Source organism: Pseudomonas sp. LS.1a (genome assembly GCF_022533585.1).
In the GTDB taxonomy this organism is placed as follows: domain Bacteria; phylum Pseudomonadota; class Gammaproteobacteria; order Pseudomonadales; family Pseudomonadaceae; genus Aquipseudomonas.
The window spans coordinates 2,176,808-2,193,212 of the sequence record NZ_CP092827.1 but is presented as its reverse complement, the minus strand read 5'-3'; the positions used below and the strand labels follow the sequence as shown (position 1 = coordinate 2,193,212).

At 64.3% G+C, this 16,405-nt stretch carries 13 protein-coding genes; 6 read left to right on the top strand and 7 right to left on the bottom strand.

The annotated features are described in order from the left end of the window. Positions 1-12: 12 nt before the first annotated feature. Positions 13-657, bottom strand: coding sequence for a TetR family transcriptional regulator C-terminal domain-containing protein (locus MKK04_RS10130; RefSeq protein WP_061551687.1), 645 nt, complete (start codon positions 655-657; stop codon positions 13-15). A 102-nt stretch (positions 658-759) separates the two neighbouring features. Between MKK04_RS10130 and MKK04_RS10125 the strand changes: the two genes are divergently transcribed. Continuing rightward, positions 760-1,506, top strand: coding sequence for an enoyl-CoA hydratase (locus tag MKK04_RS10125; RefSeq protein WP_233687702.1), 747 nt, complete (start codon positions 760-762; stop codon positions 1,504-1,506). A 165-nt stretch (positions 1,507-1,671) separates the two neighbouring features. Here the strand turns inward: MKK04_RS10125 and MKK04_RS10120 are convergent, their stop codons facing one another. Genes MKK04_RS10120 through MKK04_RS10110 form a run of 3 tightly spaced genes read right to left on the bottom strand, consistent with a single transcriptional unit; the run spans position 1,672 to position 5,844 of the window. Continuing rightward, the gene (locus tag MKK04_RS10120; RefSeq protein WP_207830609.1) at positions 1,672-2,727 is read right to left on the bottom strand and encodes a lipocalin-like domain-containing protein; all 1,056 of its coding nucleotides are present in this window, start codon (positions 2,725-2,727) and stop codon (positions 1,672-1,674) included. Further along, entirely contained in the window at positions 2,717-5,179 is a 2,463-nt protein-coding gene (locus tag MKK04_RS10115; protein WP_241106531.1) for an ABC transporter permease, read from the bottom strand. Before MKK04_RS10115 ends, MKK04_RS10120 begins: the two co-directional genes overlap by 11 nt. Further along, positions 5,176-5,844: an ABC transporter ATP-binding protein gene (locus MKK04_RS10110; protein WP_241106530.1), complete on the bottom strand. Its 669-nt coding sequence runs from the start codon at positions 5,842-5,844 to the stop codon at positions 5,176-5,178. The genes MKK04_RS10115 and MKK04_RS10110 overlap by 4 nt, the downstream gene beginning before the upstream one ends. A gap of 210 nt (positions 5,845-6,054) precedes the next feature. Here MKK04_RS10110 and MKK04_RS10105 point away from each other — a divergent pair, with 210 nt between their 5' ends. Both MKK04_RS10105 and MKK04_RS10100 read left to right on the top strand, forming a co-directional pair. Next, a complete protein-coding gene (locus MKK04_RS10105) occupies positions 6,055-7,122 on the top strand; it encodes an aromatic ring-hydroxylating oxygenase subunit alpha (protein WP_241106529.1) in 1,068 nt (355 codons plus the stop codon). Positions 7,123-7,134: 12 nt separating this feature from the next. Continuing rightward, a complete protein-coding gene (locus tag MKK04_RS10100) occupies positions 7,135-8,085 on the top strand; it encodes a PDR/VanB family oxidoreductase (RefSeq protein ID WP_241106528.1) in 951 nt (316 codons plus the stop codon). A 6-nt stretch (positions 8,086-8,091) separates the two neighbouring features. On the opposite strand, the gene MKK04_RS10095 is transcribed toward MKK04_RS10100, so the two are convergent. The 3 genes from MKK04_RS10095 to MKK04_RS10085 form a co-directional block, all read right to left on the bottom strand. Continuing rightward, a complete protein-coding gene (locus MKK04_RS10095) occupies positions 8,092-8,805 on the bottom strand; it encodes a GntR family transcriptional regulator (protein ID WP_207830620.1) in 714 nt (237 codons plus the stop codon). 205 nt (positions 8,806-9,010) lie between these two features. Next, positions 9,011-10,264 carry an OprD family porin gene (locus MKK04_RS10090; RefSeq protein ID WP_241106527.1) on the bottom strand — a complete coding sequence of 418 codons (1,254 nt, stop codon included), beginning with the start codon at positions 10,262-10,264 and terminating at the stop codon, positions 9,011-9,013. 103 nt (positions 10,265-10,367) lie between these two features. Further along, positions 10,368-11,708 (bottom strand): MFS transporter, encoded by a 1,341-nt coding sequence (locus MKK04_RS10085; protein ID WP_207830625.1) that lies wholly within the window; start codon positions 11,706-11,708, stop codon positions 10,368-10,370. A 559-nt stretch (positions 11,709-12,267) separates the two neighbouring features. Here MKK04_RS10085 and mrdA point away from each other — a divergent pair. The 3 genes from mrdA (at position 12,268) to MKK04_RS10070 (ending at position 16,403) form a co-directional block, all read left to right on the top strand. Further along, positions 12,268-14,163 carry a penicillin-binding protein 2 gene (gene mrdA / locus MKK04_RS10080; protein ID WP_241106526.1) on the top strand — a complete coding sequence of 632 codons (1,896 nt, stop codon included), beginning with the start codon at positions 12,268-12,270 and terminating at the stop codon, positions 14,161-14,163. Positions 14,164-14,645: 482 nt separating this feature from the next. After that, positions 14,646-15,206: an FMN reductase gene (gene msuE, locus MKK04_RS10075; protein WP_207830630.1), complete on the top strand. Its 561-nt coding sequence runs from the start codon at positions 14,646-14,648 to the stop codon at positions 15,204-15,206. Positions 15,207-15,215: 9 nt separating this feature from the next. Then, entirely contained in the window at positions 15,216-16,403 is a 1,188-nt protein-coding gene (locus MKK04_RS10070; protein WP_063914933.1) for an acyl-CoA dehydrogenase family protein, read from the top strand. Positions 16,404-16,405 lie beyond the last annotated feature (2 nt).

Here is a 16,405-nt window from a genome sequence, read left to right as displayed (position 1 = left end):
CTGAACAGGCGATCAACAGCCCTCCGGCGGGCTGAAGCGGCGCCGGCCACCGGCCTGCAGGCCATCGACCCAGGCCTCGCAGATCAGCACGCCCTGTTCGGGGGTGAAGGTACCGGGGTTGAGCCCCGACTCCAGCCACAGGCCGTCGAGCAAGGCACTCAGGCTGATGGCCGCGAGGTCGGCATCGAAGCCCTGCCAGCCCTCCTCCCCGGCCAGCGTGGCCAGCAGCCCGCTCAGTTCATTGCGGTATTCGCCATAGGAATGGTCATGCACCTGGTTGATCGCATCGGCGGTCTTCACCGCGCCCCAGAACGCCAGCCAGGCGTCGAGCAATTGCGGGTCGAGCAACTCGGCGCAGAACGAGGCGCGGAAAAACGCCGACAACCGCTCGCGGGCATTGGGCGCGGCCTGGGCCATGGCCTCGCGCAGCAGGCCCATCACCCGGCCGGTGACCGCCATGTAGGCTTCGGCCACCAGTTCATCCTTGCCGGCGTAGTGATGGCTGATCAACCCGACCGAAACCCCGGCCTCGGCCGAAATCTTGCGGATCGACGCGCCCTGGAAGCCATGGCGCTTGAGGCATACCAGGGTCGCCTCGACCAGGTTGGCTTTGCGCAATTCCGGCAGCATGCGGTGGTAGCGGGCTTCCTGGTTCATCGACGGCTCTCGGGCTAGGGGCTGGACTGAACGACTGTACAACAAGCCGGACTGCGTGATAAACCCTTGGCACCGATGCCCACAACAACAAAAGCGGCTGCCATGAACGACCTGATCACACGTGACCTGGACCAGGGCCTGCTGACCCTGGCCTTCAACCGCCCCGACAAGCTCAACGCCTTGAACACTGCCATGTACCAACAGCTGGGCGACCTGCTACTGGCGGCAGGTGAAGACCCTGATGTCGAAGCCATCATCATCACCGGAGGGCCGCACTGCTTTACTGCCGGCAATGACTTGCGCGACTTCCTCGACAACCCGCCCGCCGACCTGGACAGCCCGGTGTTTCGCCTGATGCGGGTGGTGATGGGCCTGGAGAAGCCGCTGATTGCCGCGGTCAGTGGCGCGGCGATAGGTATTGGTGCCACCTTGCTGTTGCATTGCGACCAGGTACTGGTCAGCCGTACGACCAAGCTGCGCGTCCCCTTCGCGCCGTTGGGGGTGTGCCCGGAGTTTGGCTCCAGCCTGCTGCTGCCACGCCTGCTAGGCCATGCCCGAGCGGCTCGCCTGCTGCTGGCAAACGAGTTGCTCGACGGCGAACGGATGGTGGCGTGGGGGCTGGCGAATGAACTGCATGAAGACGGTGAACAGTGCCTTGCCGCTGCAAGGCGACTGGCGCGGCAACTGCAAGGCTACCCACAGGCGGCACTGCGCATCAGCAAGCGGCTGCTCAAGGACAGCCAACGGGCCGAACTGGAGGCGACAGTGGCGCGGGAAAGCCGGTTGTTCATCGAGTGCCTGCGCACTGAAGAAGCGCGGGCGGTGCTGCGGGGATTGATCAAGGACTGACTGGGTTGACGCTGTCTCCTGTGGGAGCGGCCTTGTGTCGCGAAAGGGGTGCGAAGCGCCCCCAGGATCTTCGCATCACCGCAAAATTGCCGGGGCCGCTTTGCGGCCCTTTCGCGACACAAGGCCGCTCCCACAGGGACCGCGTCATGGATGGGCTATGAGGTGCTAATAGCCGGTCATCTCCAGATACCCACGCCCACCCGCACTCCCGCTCAAGCGCACCGGCCCCTCCCAATACGGGAACCGCGTCTCCATCCAGGCCTGCGGCTCCACCGCGTCGACCTGCACATCCACCCCATGCCCCGGTACCTGCACCCGCCATCGCGTCGGCACTTGCTTGCCGTTCTTCTGCCGGGCCCAGGCCAGCGCCTGCAACTGGATCTGCGCCCCCTGCAGCGCCACCACCTCACCCTGCGGGCCAACCCAGGTCCCGGCGCGATAGGCCTCCCCTTGCACCTCGCGCACCTGGAACAGCATCAGCCTGGCACCACTGCCCAGGTGCAGCGAAAACCAGTCCCACCCCGTCTGCCCGGCAGCCAGCGGCTGGCTGCTCCATTCCCGGTCCAGCCAGGCCTGGCCGGTGACAGCGATGCACTGGCCGTCACGCTGCACTTCCCCGCTCACCCGATAAAACGGTTGACTGTAATAGTACGAAGCCTGCCCCTTGCCGGACTTCTCGCTGTAACCCTGATCCCCGTGCAGCACCAAGGGCCGATCACTGTGCAGTTGCAGGTCATAGCGAAAGCCTTCACCACCGGCAACCATTTGCAGATCCTCGATGCCACTGCTGCCCTGCAACGACCAGTCATTGATCCACGCCCGGAACGGCCGGGCCTGCACGCCCGCCTGGCCGATCCCCCCACGCGCCAGGGTTTCGGCAGACTGATGAGCACCCGGCCCGGTCAGCGCCGCGTGCCCCATCCACAGGTTCGGGCTGTTCCAGCCGGCAGTCTCGGGGCCGGGGCGCAGGGCCGAGCGAAACAGCGTCCACTGCGCGCCCCAGTCCCGCCCTTGGGCGTCCTGGAGGTTGGCGGTGACATACCACCACTCGATGCGAAAGCCATCATGGGCACCGTGGTCACGCGGAAATTCCAGGCGATGGCCGCGGCTTACCTGGCTGAATTCGCCCGCCTGCTGCCCGAGCCCGGCATAGCTTTGTTCGGCCGGCTGATCACAGCCGCCCAGCAACCCACACAGCAACAGCCAGGCGTTACGTTTCATCGGCAAACGGCCTCAACAGTTCACGCGGCTGGCGACGCGCCAGCTGCCACAGTGGCCAGGCGCTGGCCAACAGGCTGGTAAGCATGCCCAGCACGGCCAGGTGCAGCAGTTGCGCAGGGAACACGTAGAGCGGCAAACGCCAGCCGAATGCCTGCACGTTCACCACCGCGACCAGGCACCAGGCCAGCAGGATGCCCAGCGGGATCGCCAGCAGCACGGTAAGGCTGCTCAGCAGCAATGTCTGCCCAAGGCTTAGCCACACCAGATGCGTGCGCCGCACGCCCAGTGCCCACAGCGGTGCCAACTGGCCCAGGCGGGTCTGGCCCAGGGTCAGCAGGTTGATGAACAGTGCTACACCAGCCACGCCAAGGGTAAGGCTGTTGAGCGCGGCGGTGGCGGCGAAGGTGCGGTTGAACACGTCGGTCGACCAGCGCTTGAGACGTGCCTGCTCGACCACGCGGCTATCATCCAGGGCAAAGCGCTGTTGCAAGGCGGCCTTGAGCGCCGACACCTGCTCGACCGCCAGATTGACACTCAACCCGGTCAGGGTTGCCTGTGGCCAGTGCCCGCGCAGCCAGTCGGCATTGACCAGCATGTGCCCTTTGGGGTTGCCGTAATCGGCGTAGATCCCCACAACCCTCAGGGCTGGCGAAGTGTCTGCGGGTTGCCTCAGGTGATCGCCCAGTTGCAGCTTCAGTCGCCTGGCCAGCTGTTCACTGAGCATCACCGCCTGCCCACTGGCCAGTTGCTGCCAGGCCTGCTCTTGCTGCGCCAGCAGCGGCCAGCGTGTGCGATAGACGGGATCATCGACGATGCCCTGAACCTGCACCGGCCAACCCTGCAGCTGCGTTTCCACACGCCAGCCGGGCAACACCACACCAACTGGAGGCTGCTGCCCGAGCCACTCGGCTATCTGCAAGCCCTGGGCGGTGTCCCTTGGGCTGACATACAGGTCGGCGGACAGGCGCAGGTCAAGCCAGCCGACAAAGGTCTTGCGAAAGCCCTCGGTCATGCTGCCCACGCCAATACTGGCGGCCAGCGCCAGCAACAGTGCCATCAACGCCAGGCTCAGGGCCGGCAGTTGCTGGCGGCTGTCGGCGACGAACCATTGCGACAAAGGCCGCCGGCAACGGCGCGCCAACCAGGCCAGCACCCGGTCGAGCAAGGCCGGCAGCAGCAGCGCCGCCGCCAACAGCAAGGCTGCCAGCAGGCCGAACGCGCTGGGCAAGCTGTCGCCCAGCACACCACAGCCCAGTGCCAGCAACAGCAACAGGCCGGCCACCAGGGCCTGACGCCGCAACCACGGCCCCTGCGCCAACCGCCACGCCTGAGGTTGCGCCAGCGCCAGCAACGGTAACCGAGCCGCACGCATTACGCTGCCCAAGCCCGCCAGCAGTGCCCCCAGTACGCTCACCAGCACGCCCATCAGCCACCACCCTGCGGGCAGGCTCAGCGTCCCGGCGACTTGCGCGCCATACAGGCCACGCAAGCTGGCGGCCACATCGGGCAACAACCACGCAGCCAGCCCGTAACCACTGGCCACGCCGGCCAGACCGCCCAGCACCGCTAACAGCCCCAGTTCCAGCACCAAGGCGCACAGCAGAGTTTGCAGGCCGATGCCACAGGCGCGCAGGTTGCGGATCAGGCCGCGCCGCTGTTCCAGTGCCAAACCGATTGCGGCATGGGCAATGAACAGGCCGACGACGAACGCCAGCAGGCCGAGGGCGCTCAGGTTGAGGTGGAAACTGTCGGTCAGCCGCTGCAAACCGCCATCATCCTGCTGGGGTTGCAGCTCAAGGTAAGGCGCGATATCCGCCGGTAACGGTCCCGGCGTGGCGGCCACCAGCAAGCGCGACAACTGCCCGGGCGCGTGCAGCAACGCCTGGGCATGGCCGATATCGACCACGATCACCCCCGGCGCCAGCGCTGGTTGCAGAACCAACGGCGGCAGCAGTTGCCCTTCACTGCCACGGACTGACGCCCCGGGGCCTGCATTCAGCTGACGCAAGGTGTCTGGCCCAACCCAGGCTTGCCCGGGCATGCCGATGAAGGCTTGCAGATCGAACGTTCGAGGCTGCACACCCGCGATGCTGCTGGCCGGCGGCAGGCTCAACGGCTCGATGCCGACCAACCGCACGCTGCGCCCCGGCTCCCCGGGCAAGCGCAAGCGCCCTTCCAGTACCGGCGTTACCGCCCAGCCCAGCCTGCGCAACTGCACATACAGCGCCTGGTCGAAGCGCTCGCCACGGCGTGGCACCAGTTGCGCCTGCAGCGGCCCGGCCAGCACCGCGCTGGCCCGGGCATAGTCGCTGCGTGCCTGGCTGTTCAGCGCCTGCACGCCAGTCCACAGCGCCGTGGCCAGCCACAGGCCGGTGAAGATGCTGACAAACTGCACGCGATGGCGCCGCCAGTGGCTGAGCAGCGCCAGCAGGGCTAGCAATAGAAGCCTCATCCGCCCTGCTCAGGCCGCACACGGCCGGCTTGCAGGTAACAACGCTGCTGCAAGCGCGCCGCCAGCCGCGGGCTGTGGGTCACCATCAGCACCCCACTGCCCGCCTCGGCGACCAGTTGCAACAGCAGGCTCAGCACTTCATCGCTGCTGGCTTCGTCGAGGCTGCCGGTGGGTTCGTCGGCCAGCAACCAGGCCGGGCGCCCGGCCAGGGCGCGGCCGATGGCGACCCGCTGTTGCTGGCCGCCAGACAGTTGCTCCGGGTAACGCGCCAGCAAATCCGCCAAACCCAGGCACTGCGCCAGGTAGGCCAGCCAAAGGGGATCATGCCGACCGGCCAGCCGGGCCTGGAACGCAAGGTTTGCCCCCACGTCCAGGCTGCTGATCAGGTTGTACTGCTGGAACACCAGGCCAATGCCCTCCCGCCGCCACAGCGCCAGCGACGCCTCGGAACGGCTGTCGAGCGGTGCGTCGTCGATCAGGATGCGGCCACTGTCGGCACGGTCCAGGCCGGCCACCAGGTGCAGCAAGGTGCTCTTGCCGCTGCCCGACTCCCCCATCAGCGCCAGGCTGCTGCCGCGGGCCAGGCGCAGGTCGACGCCCTGCAAAACCGGGATTGGGCCTTGGGGCGTAGGGAATGATTTGTAGAGGTTTTCGATGACCAGCATCGAGAGGCCTTGGTGGGTGAGGTCTGTTTAGTAATAGCAGGTCAAGCGCTGCTGGAGCATGAAAGTACCTATATTCACCACAAATGGATCCACTAATAATCCGATAACCGCACAAAACCCTTAAATAACGGGCTCTTTATATTGACCATGCGTACTCGTACGGCTCTAATGGATCCATTAAATAAAAACAAAACCCCGGAGAGCCTACCCATGTACCCCAAGAACACTTGGTACGTTGCCTGCACACCCGACGAAATCGCCACCAAGCCCCTGGGCCGACAGATCTGCGGGGAGAAGATCGTGTTCTACCGTGCCCGCGAGAACCGCGTAGCGGCCGTCGAGGACTTCTGTCCGCACCGCGGCGCGCCGTTGTCGCTGGGCTATGTCGAGGACGGCAATCTGGTATGTGGCTACCACGGCCTGGTCATGGGTTGCGACGGCAAGACCGTGTCGATGCCGGGCCAGCGGGTACGGGGCTTCCCCTGCAACAAGACCTTTGCTGCAGTCGAGCGCTATGGCTTCATCTGGGTCTGGCCGGGCGATCAGGCGCAAGCCGACCCGGCGCTGATCCCGCACCTGGAGTGGGCGGTGAGTGATGAGTGGGCCTATGGAGGTGGGCTTTTCCACATCGGCTGCGACTACCGCCTGATGATCGACAACCTGATGGACCTGACCCACGAAACCTACGTGCACGCCTCCAGCATCGGCCAGAAAGAAATCGACGAGGCGCCACCGGTCACCACCGTCACCGGCGACGAAGTAGTCACCGCCCGACACATGGAAAACATCATGGCCCCGCCCTTCTGGCGCATGGCCCTGCGCGGCAACGGCCTGGCCGACGATGTGCCAGTGGACCGCTGGCAGATTTGCCGTTTCACCCCGCCCAGCCATGTGCTGATCGAAGTCGGCGTGGCGCATGCTGGCAAAGGTGGCTACCACGCCGAGGCGCAGCACAAGGCGTCGAGCATCGTGGTCGACTTCATCACCCCGGAAAGCGATACCTCGATCTGGTACTTCTGGGGCATGGCGCGCAATTTCGCGGCACACGACCAGACCCTAACAGACAACATTCGCGAGGGCCAGGGCAAGATTTTCAGCGAAGACCTGGAGATGCTCGAACGCCAGCAACAGAACCTGCTGGCCAACCCCGAGCGCAACCTTCTGAAGCTGAACATTGATGCCGGCGGCGTGCAGTCGCGCAAGGTGCTGGAGCGGCTCATCGCCAAAGAACGTGCACCCCAGCCGCAACTGATCGCTACCAGCGCCACCCCTGCCTGAGGAACTGCCAACATGATCGATGCCGTAGTGGTATCCCGTAACGATGAAGCGCAGGGTATCTGCAGTTTCGAGCTGGCGGCGGCAGATGGCAGCCTGCTGCCGGCGTTCAGCGCTGGCGCGCACATCGATGTGCACCTGCCCGATGGGCTGGTGCGCCAGTATTCGCTGTGCAATCACCCCGAAGAGCGCCACCGCTACCTGATCGGCGTGCTCAATGACCCGGCCTCGCGGGGCGGGTCACGCAGCCTGCACGAGCAGGTGCAGGCCGGTGCCCGGCTGCGTATCAGCGCGCCGCGCAACCTGTTCCCGCTGGCCGAGGATGCACGGCGCAGTTTGCTGTTTGCCGGAGGCATCGGCATTACCCCGATCCTGTGCATGGCCGAGCAGTTGTCCCACAATGGCCATGATTTCGAACTGCACTACTGCGCCCGCTCCAGCGAGCGTGCGGCGTTTGTCGAGCGTATTCGCAATGCGCCGTTTGCCGATAGGCTGGTCATGCATTTTGACGAGCAGCCGGAAACCGCTTTGGACATTGCTCGAGTGCTGGGTAACCCACAAGGCGATATGCACCTGTATGTGTGCGGGCCAGGTGGCTTCATGCAGCATGTGCTCAAGAATGCCAAGGAGCTGGGCTGGCAGGAAGCCAACCTGCACCGCGAGTACTTTGCAGCTGCGCCAGTGGATGCCAGTAACGACGGTAGTTTCTCGGTGCAGGTCAACAGTACCGGGCAAGTGTTCGAGGTGCCGGCCGACCAGACCGTGGTGCAGGTGCTTGAACAGAACGGCATCGAGATCGCGATGTCGTGCGAGCAAGGTATTTGCGGTACCTGCCTGACCCGTGTGCTACAGGGTACGCCCGACCATCGCGACATGTTCCTCACCGAGGAGGAGCAAGCCCTGAACGATCAGTTCACGCCTTGTTGCTCGCGGTCGAAAACGCCGTTGCTGGTGCTGGATATCTGAGCCGGCTCACGAAGTCGGCAGGATGACCTTCATGCCTGGGTCTGGAGCAGCGCCGCCGAAGGTCTCGGCGTAACGAAGGGTGGCATTGGCATGCTCGCGCATGATCGCTTCGGCGCGGGCACCCTGGCGGTTGATCAAGGCATCGAACACCGCATGGTGCTGCATGTGGGCGAAGTTGAAGCGCCGGTATTCGCGGGCCAGGTTATGGCGGTCCACAGCCAGCGCGGTGACCGAAGCGAACGGCAGGTGATCGTTACGCGCCAGTGCTACGGCAATGGCCGGGTTGTGGCTGGCCTCGGTGATCACCTGGTGAAAGCGCATGTTGAGATCGTGGTAGGCCTGCAGGTCTGCTTCGGTCACGAAGCCCTTGTCGAACAGCTGGTCGCCATCAACCAGGCATTGTTGCAAGGCCGCGCAAGCTTGCGCGGACAAGCCACGTTCGGCGGCCTGGCGCGCAGCCAATCCTTCCAGCACGCCTCGCACCTCGACAGCTCCGGCGATCTCATCGGCGCTGACAGAACGCACCTGGAACCCTCGGCCACCAAAGCGTACCAGCAAGCCTTCCTGCTCGAGGGTACGGAACGCAATGCGCACCGGCATGCGTGAGACACCGAACAATTCTGCGGTGGGGACTTCCATCAAGCGCTCGCCGGCCGCCAGCTCGCCCGAGGCGATCATCTTGCGCAACGCGACAAGCACCATTTGACCGGGTTTGCTCATCCAGGCAACTTCCAGAGACATGAGCGGGTATCTTAGCGCAAGCCGAGAGGTTGTTGCTGACCTGTTCGGGCTGACGGGTTGCATGACAGCGCCCCCGCCTCAAGCCATGCGCTTTAGATGCAGGAGCGGGTTTGGCCGCAAAGTGGACGACGCGGAGCATGCGACCGGTTTTGTCCCCCACCGCAACCTCAAGGATACGACGCGCTTACAACGTCAGCGGATAGGTGATGATCAACCGTGTCTGATCAAAGTCACCATTGAATCTACGCCGGTTGGTCGCGTTGTTAAGCCGGATGTTGAGGTCCTTCAATGTCCCGCTCTGGAAGGTGTAGTTGACCTCGGTATCGCGCTCCCACTCCTTGCCATTGCTGCCTGCCGCCGTGGTCGCGTTCTCGCCGTGCCCGTAACGCACCATGGCCAGCAGGCCTGGCACGCCCAACGCGACAAAGTTGTAGTCGTAACGCACTTGCCATGAGCGCTCGTCAGCATTGCTGAAGTTGCCGTTGAACATGTCGTTGCCCAAGGTCCGTCCGCTACTGCCGTACACCGACATCCACTGGCTATCACCACTCACCTTCTGCAGCCCTAGGTACAACGTGTGGCCACTGCGCGCGGCAGACAGCAAGGTGTAGCCTGTACGGCTCTGGATACCGCCGATGCGCGCCTGGCCATCGTCCCGGTCGATGAAGTAACCGAGGTTGGCACCCAGCGTCCAATACCCTACTCGCTGACTATGCAGCAGGTTGAAGTAGCTCTGCTGGTAGATGTCCTCCAGTTGCGAATGCCAGACGCCGATCAGCGTACGCTGCTGGTTGAAACGGTACTCGGCACCGGCGTAGTTGAAACCGTCCGCAGTCACCCCTGGCGCAGCCCAGGCAGAAAGATCCTGCATGTCCGACGAGTTGCGCAGGCTAACCTCACGGTACTGGCCAGCCTGCAAGCTCAGACCTTCGATTTCGCGTGAGTCGAACATTGCGCCGCGGAAGGTCTGCGGCAACAGACGGCCATCGTCGTAGCGCAGCAATGGAATGTCCGGCAGCAGTTCACCTACCTTCAACTCGGTGGCCGAAATGCGCAGCTTCGCCGCCAACCCGGCGCGCCCATAGTCGTCAGCCGCGCGCCCCTCATCATGCACCGGCAGCAGTTCGGAGCCGCTTGTACCGCGGCCACTGTCCAGCTTTGCGCCGAACATGCCGATGCCGTCCAGGCCCAAACCGATCAATCCTGGGGTGTAGCCTGAACTGAACTTGAAGATGAACCCTTGGGCCCATTCTTCAACCTTGCTCTTGGCCGCCCCTGGGTCGCGAAAATCACGGTTGAAATAGTAGTTGCGCAGTGTCAACCCGGCCTTGGCATCCTCGAAGAAGCCCCCTTCCCCGGCCCAGGCCGGCAACCCCAGGCCTAGCGCCAGCGAAACCGCCAGGGCCGAACGGTTCAGTGTACAAGTCGTGTGCATCATTATTATTGTTCTCCGCTTTTCGTAGGCACAGCCGACCACCCCGTGCCGGCATGGGCACAGGGAGACAAGCTGCATTCAGGTGCCCGACCTGGCCGGGCAGTACTCAGTGGCTCAGTGCATCGCCAGCCAAGCCTGGCGTCGGCCTTGTTCCGCTCCGCAGCAACAGCAGGCAACCTGCGGCCAGCACGAACACGCTGGCGAATACCCCGTACAGGTGCAACGGTTGCCAGCCGCCATCGAGCAGCACACCAGCCACGGTCGGCGACAGGATCGCGCCCATGCGACCGATGCCTATGCCCCAGCCCACACCAGTGGCGCGCACCGAAGCGCCATAGACCACGGGCGACAAGGCATACAACCCGGCCACGCAGCCGTTGGAGAACAGCCCGATCAACAACCCCAATACCAACGCCGCGCTGACCGAGGCGCCATTGGCCACGAACAGCACCAGCAGCGCTGCGGTGATGAGCATGAACAGCGCCAGCACGCGGGTCAGTGGCCAGCGCGAGGCCAGGCCGCCGATCAGCGCCGCACCAAGGATGCCCCCAACGCTCAGCAGTACCCCGCCAGTAATGCCCTGCTCGGCCGAAAGCCCAGCGGCCACCAGCAGCTTCGGCGTCCAACTCATGACGAAGTAGAAGCCGAACATGACCAGGAAGAACAACAACCAGATCACCAGCGTGGTGCGGCGCATGACCGGTGTCAGCAGCTGCTTGAAACCGCTGGCTGCGCCCTGCTCCCTTGCCGCCATTGCTGGCAGTTGCACCAGTGTCGGCTGGCCGAGGCGCGCCGCCAGGCGGTTGACCCGCGCCAGGGCATTGGCTGGCCGGCGTGCCAGCAGGAAGTCCAATGACTCCGGCAACCACAACAGCACCAGCGGAATCACCAGGACGGTGACGATGCCGCCGAACAGGAACACCGAGCGCCAGCCCCAGTGCCCCAGCAGCCATACTGCCAGCAAACCGCCCAAGGTCGCGCCCAGCGCATAGCCGGTGGACTGCAGGCTGACCGCCAGGCCACGCCAGCGCTTGCTGGCGTACTCGCTGGCAATCACGTTGCTACTGGCCAGGATGCCGCCGATCCCCAAACCGGTCAGTCCACGCAATGTTGCCAGTTGCAGCGGGCTTTGGCTCAGCGACGAGAGCAACATGCCAATACCGGACAGCGCCAGGCACAACAGGATCAGCGGGCGACGACCAAGGCGATCGGCCCATGGCGCGATGAACAGCGACCCCGCCGCCATGCCGAACAAACCGGCGCTGAGCAGCAACCCCACCTGCGCCCCGTTCAGGCTCCACTCAGCAGACACCGAGGCAGCAGTGAAGGCCATGACCAATACGTCGAAGCCGTCGATCATGTTGAGAATGATGCAGATACCAATGGCCAGGCACTGGAAGCGCCCCATCGGGTCGGCGTCCAGGCGTTGCTTGAGGTTGGAATTCATGGGCTCACCTGCCGGTTCACAGGTGAGAGAAGAGATGCGCACGTGCAGGCAAAGCGCAAGGAACCCTCGCGGTTCCACACCCTTGAAAAGCCATTCATGACTGGGCCCTTTTTGTAATTGTTGTCGCATACGGCCGGAGGTTCCCGGCCGTTGTCAGGCGCTAATCAACCAGATAATGGATCCATAAACAATCATCGTGAACTCAAGAACGTAGGGTTTCGTTTAGCAATACGCCACTACATGCTTGAGATAAACAAAATAAATCTAGATTTTTCAAGGTGTTATTAGCTTAAATAAATCAAGAATTACTGTTCGTTTATCGAACAAACAAATTTTATGGATCCATAAAGGCAAAAAAACCTCCATTAAACCTTCACGGAGGGTCAGCCATGAACAAATCTTCATATAGCCCGCCAGCGCCCTGATCACGGGGCTCACAGCCGATGCCACGCTATCGCCAGATGGCACTCGCCTTGAGGCGGCATAGCGGGTTGCGTAGCATCACCCGCCCATTCGCGCGCCCGCACGGCCAAGGCGACCCCGTAGAAAAGAGCCCCTGATGCCGCAACCCATCCCCCTCAAGGACCACGAAAAGGAAAAGCACCTGGTCAACCGCCGGCTTCTGGCCTGCGCCGCCATGGTCTTCTGCCTGGTCGCCGTCCTGGTGGGCCGGCTCTATGTGCTGCAGGTGCTGCAGCACGACCAGCAGACCGCCGTGTCGGAAAACAACCGCGTGCACGTACTGCCCATCGCCCCCGAGCGCGGGCTGATCTATGACCGCAATGGCGTGGTGCTGGCCGACAACAAGCCCAGCTTCGACCTGACCATGACCCGCGAGCGGGCCGGTGGCGACACGGCCAAGGTGCTCGATACCCTGGCGCAGGTGCTGAGCCTGAGCGACGACGACCGCAAGCAGTTCGACAAGGACCTGCGCCGTGGCCGCAAGCCGTTCGAGCCGGTGACCCTGATGGTCGGCCTGAGCGAAGAGCAGATCGCCCTGGTGGCGGTGAACCAGTTCCGCCTGCCCGGCCTGGAGGTGGAACCACAGTTCATCCGCGAGTACCCGCTGGCCGAGCATTTCGCCCACTCGGTGGGCTATGTGGGGCGCATCAACGAGAAAGAAGCCAAGGCCCTCGACAGCACCGAATACCGGGGCACCCAGTCGATCGGCAAGACCGGCATCGAGCACTTCTACGAAAGCCAGTTGCACGGCCACGTGGGCTATGAGGAGGTCGAGACCAACGCCCAGGGCCGGGTGATGCGTGTGCTCAACCACAAGGCCCCGACCCCGGGCCAGGACATCGTCCTGACCCTGGACGCCCACCTGCAACTGGCCGCGGAAAAGGCCCTGGGCGACCGCCGCGGTTCGGTGGTGGTGCTCGACCCGGCCAATGGCGACGTGCTGGCGATGGTCAGCAACCCCAGCTTCGACCCCAACCTGTTCGTCAAGGGCATCAGCTTCAAACAGTACGCCGCCCTGCGCGACTCCATCGACCGCCCGCTGTTCAACCGCGTGCTGCGCGGCCTGTATGCCCCCGGTTCGACGGTGAAGCCGGAGGTGGCCATCGCCGGCCTCGACAGCGGCGTGATCACCCCGGGCAGCCGGGTGTTCGACCCGGGCTACTACGAGCTGCCCAACTACGACCACAAGTACCGCAACTGGAACCGCAGCGGCGATGGCTGGGTGGATATGTACACCGCCATCATGCGTTCCAACGACACCTACTTCTACGACCTGGCACACAAGCTGGGCATCGACCGCCTGCACGACTACATGGCCGAGTTCGGCCTGGGCCAGAAGGTGTCGCTGGACATGTTCGAGGAGGCGCCCGGGCTGATGCCGTCAGCTGAGTGGAAGCGCGCCACCCGGCGCCAGGCCTGGTTCCCGGGCGAGACGCTGATCCTGGGCATCGGCCAGGGCTACATGCAGGTCACCCCGCTGCAGCTGGCCCAGGCCACCAGCCTGCTGGCGAGCAAGGGCGTGTGGCACCGCCCGCACCTGGCCATGACCGTGGGCGGCGATGCGCCGGTCGACCCCCACCCGATGCCCGATATCGTGCTGCACGACAGGCACGCCTGGGACCAGGTCAACCAGGGCATGCAGATGGTCATGCACGACCCGCGCGGCATCGCCCGCGCGGCCGCGGCCGGTGCGCAGTACCGGATTGCCGGCAAGAGCGGTACCGCGCAGGTGGTGGCGATCAAGCAGGGCGAACGCTACAACCGCGACAAGACCCTGGAGCGGCACCGCGACAACGCCCTGTTCGTCGGCTTTGCCCCGGCTGATCACCCAAGTGTGGTGGTGGCGGTGATGATCGAGAACGGCGAGGCCGGTGGACGGGTGGCGGGGCCGGTGGTGCGGGAGGTGATGGATGCCTATCTGCTGGATGAGCAGGGGCATCTGAAGCCGGAGTATGCGGGCGGGGTAGCGCCTCGCAGCGTGCCGCATACTTGAGAATTTTGGGGCCGCTTCGCAGCCCTTTCGCGACGCAAGGCCGCTCCCACAAGTTCAGTGTTGCGTCACAGGCAGCGCGGCGCTCGATCTCACTGGCGCAGAAAGAATCAAGGCATGCTCTATGCACCACCTCAACCCCCCCAGCCATGCACTGGGCAGCTATGTGCAGCACCCGTGGGCCTTGTGTCGCGATGGGGCGCGAAACGGCCCCAGCATATTAAAATAAAAGTTGGGAATAAGAATATAAAATCTTATTCCTTTTTCATCATTCCGTAATCCTCTATAAATCCCCCAACTGCACAGCCGCCAACACCCGGCCAACTGTCTGCAGCGCAACACCCGATCAACAGGAAACGCCCGCAAGGCAACAGCGCCGCAGGCATCAGAAACGCGCTAACTGTTTGATGTAAAACAACATTAAATTTCGGCACGACGATTGCTCAAGCAAAGTCCCCCGCTCAACCCGAACCGGAGACCTGGCCATGAGCACCCCACTGAACGTCGTCGCCCTGTCCGGCGGCACTTCCCGCCCTTCGCGCACCCTGGCCCTGACCGAGGCAATCCTCGCCGAACTGGCCCAGCACCTGCACATCAAGCCGCACCTGATCGAGCTGGGCGAGATCGCCCGCCCGCTGGGCAGCGCCCTGTGGCGCAGCGAACTGCCCGAGGCCGTCGAACAGCAACTGCGCCTGGTGGAAAAAGCCGACCTGCTGGTGGTGACAACGCCGGTGTACCGCGGCAGCTTCACTGGCCACTTCAAGCACCTGTTCGACCTGATCGGCCAGGACGCACTGGTCGACACACCGGTGCTGCTCGCCGCCACCGGCGGCAGCGAACGCCACGCGCTGGTGCTCGACCACCAGCTGCGCCCACTGTTCAGCTTCCTGCAAGCCCTGACCCTGCCCATCGGCGTGTTCGCCAGCCAGGCAGAAATGGCCGACTACCGGGTATCCAGCGCAGCCCTCGCCGCCCGTATCCGCCTGGCCGCCGAGCGCGCCGTGCCGCTGTTCGGCGCCCATCACGCGCTGCGCAAGAGCGCCTGAGGAGCGGCCATGAATGCACCTGTGAATACGCCCCCGCGCCCTGCCCTGGCCATCGCCCGCGAACTGGCCGGGCAGTTTGCCCAGACCGCCGTCGAGCGCGATGAGCGCGGCGGCACGCCAAAAGCCGAGCGCGACGCCCTGCGTGACAGCGGCCTGCTGTCGCTGGTGATCCCGCAGGCCTTCGGCGGCCAGGGCGCCAGCTGGCACGACACCTTCGCGGTTGTGCGCGAATTCGCCCGGGTCGACAGCTCCATCGCCCACGTATTCGGCTTCCATCACCTGATGCTGGCCACCGTGCGCCTGTTCTCACGCCCGGACCAATGGCAGCCGTGGTTCGAGCAGACCGCCCGCAAGCAGTGGTTCTGGGGCAATGCCCTGAACCCGCTGGACACCCGCACCGTGGTCAAGCACTTCGATGGCTGGTGCGAGTTCTCCGGCAAGAAAAGCTTCTGCTCCGGCGCCAGCGACTCGGAAATGCTCATCGCCTCGGCGGTGGACGAACGTGCTGGCGGCAAGCTGCTGATCGCCGCCATCCCCAGTGGCCGTACCGGCATCAGCCTGCACAACGACTGGAACAACATCGGCCAGCGCCAGACCGACAGCGGCAGCGCCACCTTCGAGCGGGTACGGGTGGAGCACAACGAACTGCTGCTCGACCCAGGCCCCTTGAGCACGCCGTTCGCTGCCCTGCGCCCGCTGATTGCCCAGTTGCACTTCGCCAACCTGTTCCTCGGCATTGCCGAGGGGGCGTTCGAGGAGGCCCGCCAGTACACCCTCAAGGAAAGCCGGCCGTGGTTCCGCTCCAGCGCCGCCAGCAGCGCCGAAGACCCCTACGTGCTGCGCCATTACGGCGAGTTCTGGGTCGGCCTGGAAAGCGTGCGCCTGCTGATCGAACGGGCCGCGCGCCAGCTCGATGCCGCCTGGGCCAAGGAACACGCCCTCACGGCGCAAGAGCGCGGCGACCTGGCCCTGGCCATCGGCACCGCCAAGGTCGCCGCCAGCCGCCATGGTCTGGACATCTGCAACCGGCTGTTCGAGGTCACCGGCGCCCGCGCCACCCATGCCTCACTGCGCTTCGACCGCCACTGGCGCAACCTGCGTACACAAACCCTGCACGACCCGGTGGACTACCGCATCCACGAACTCGGCGAGTGGGCCCTCAACGACAAGCGCCCTGCCCCATCCTTCTATTCCTGAGG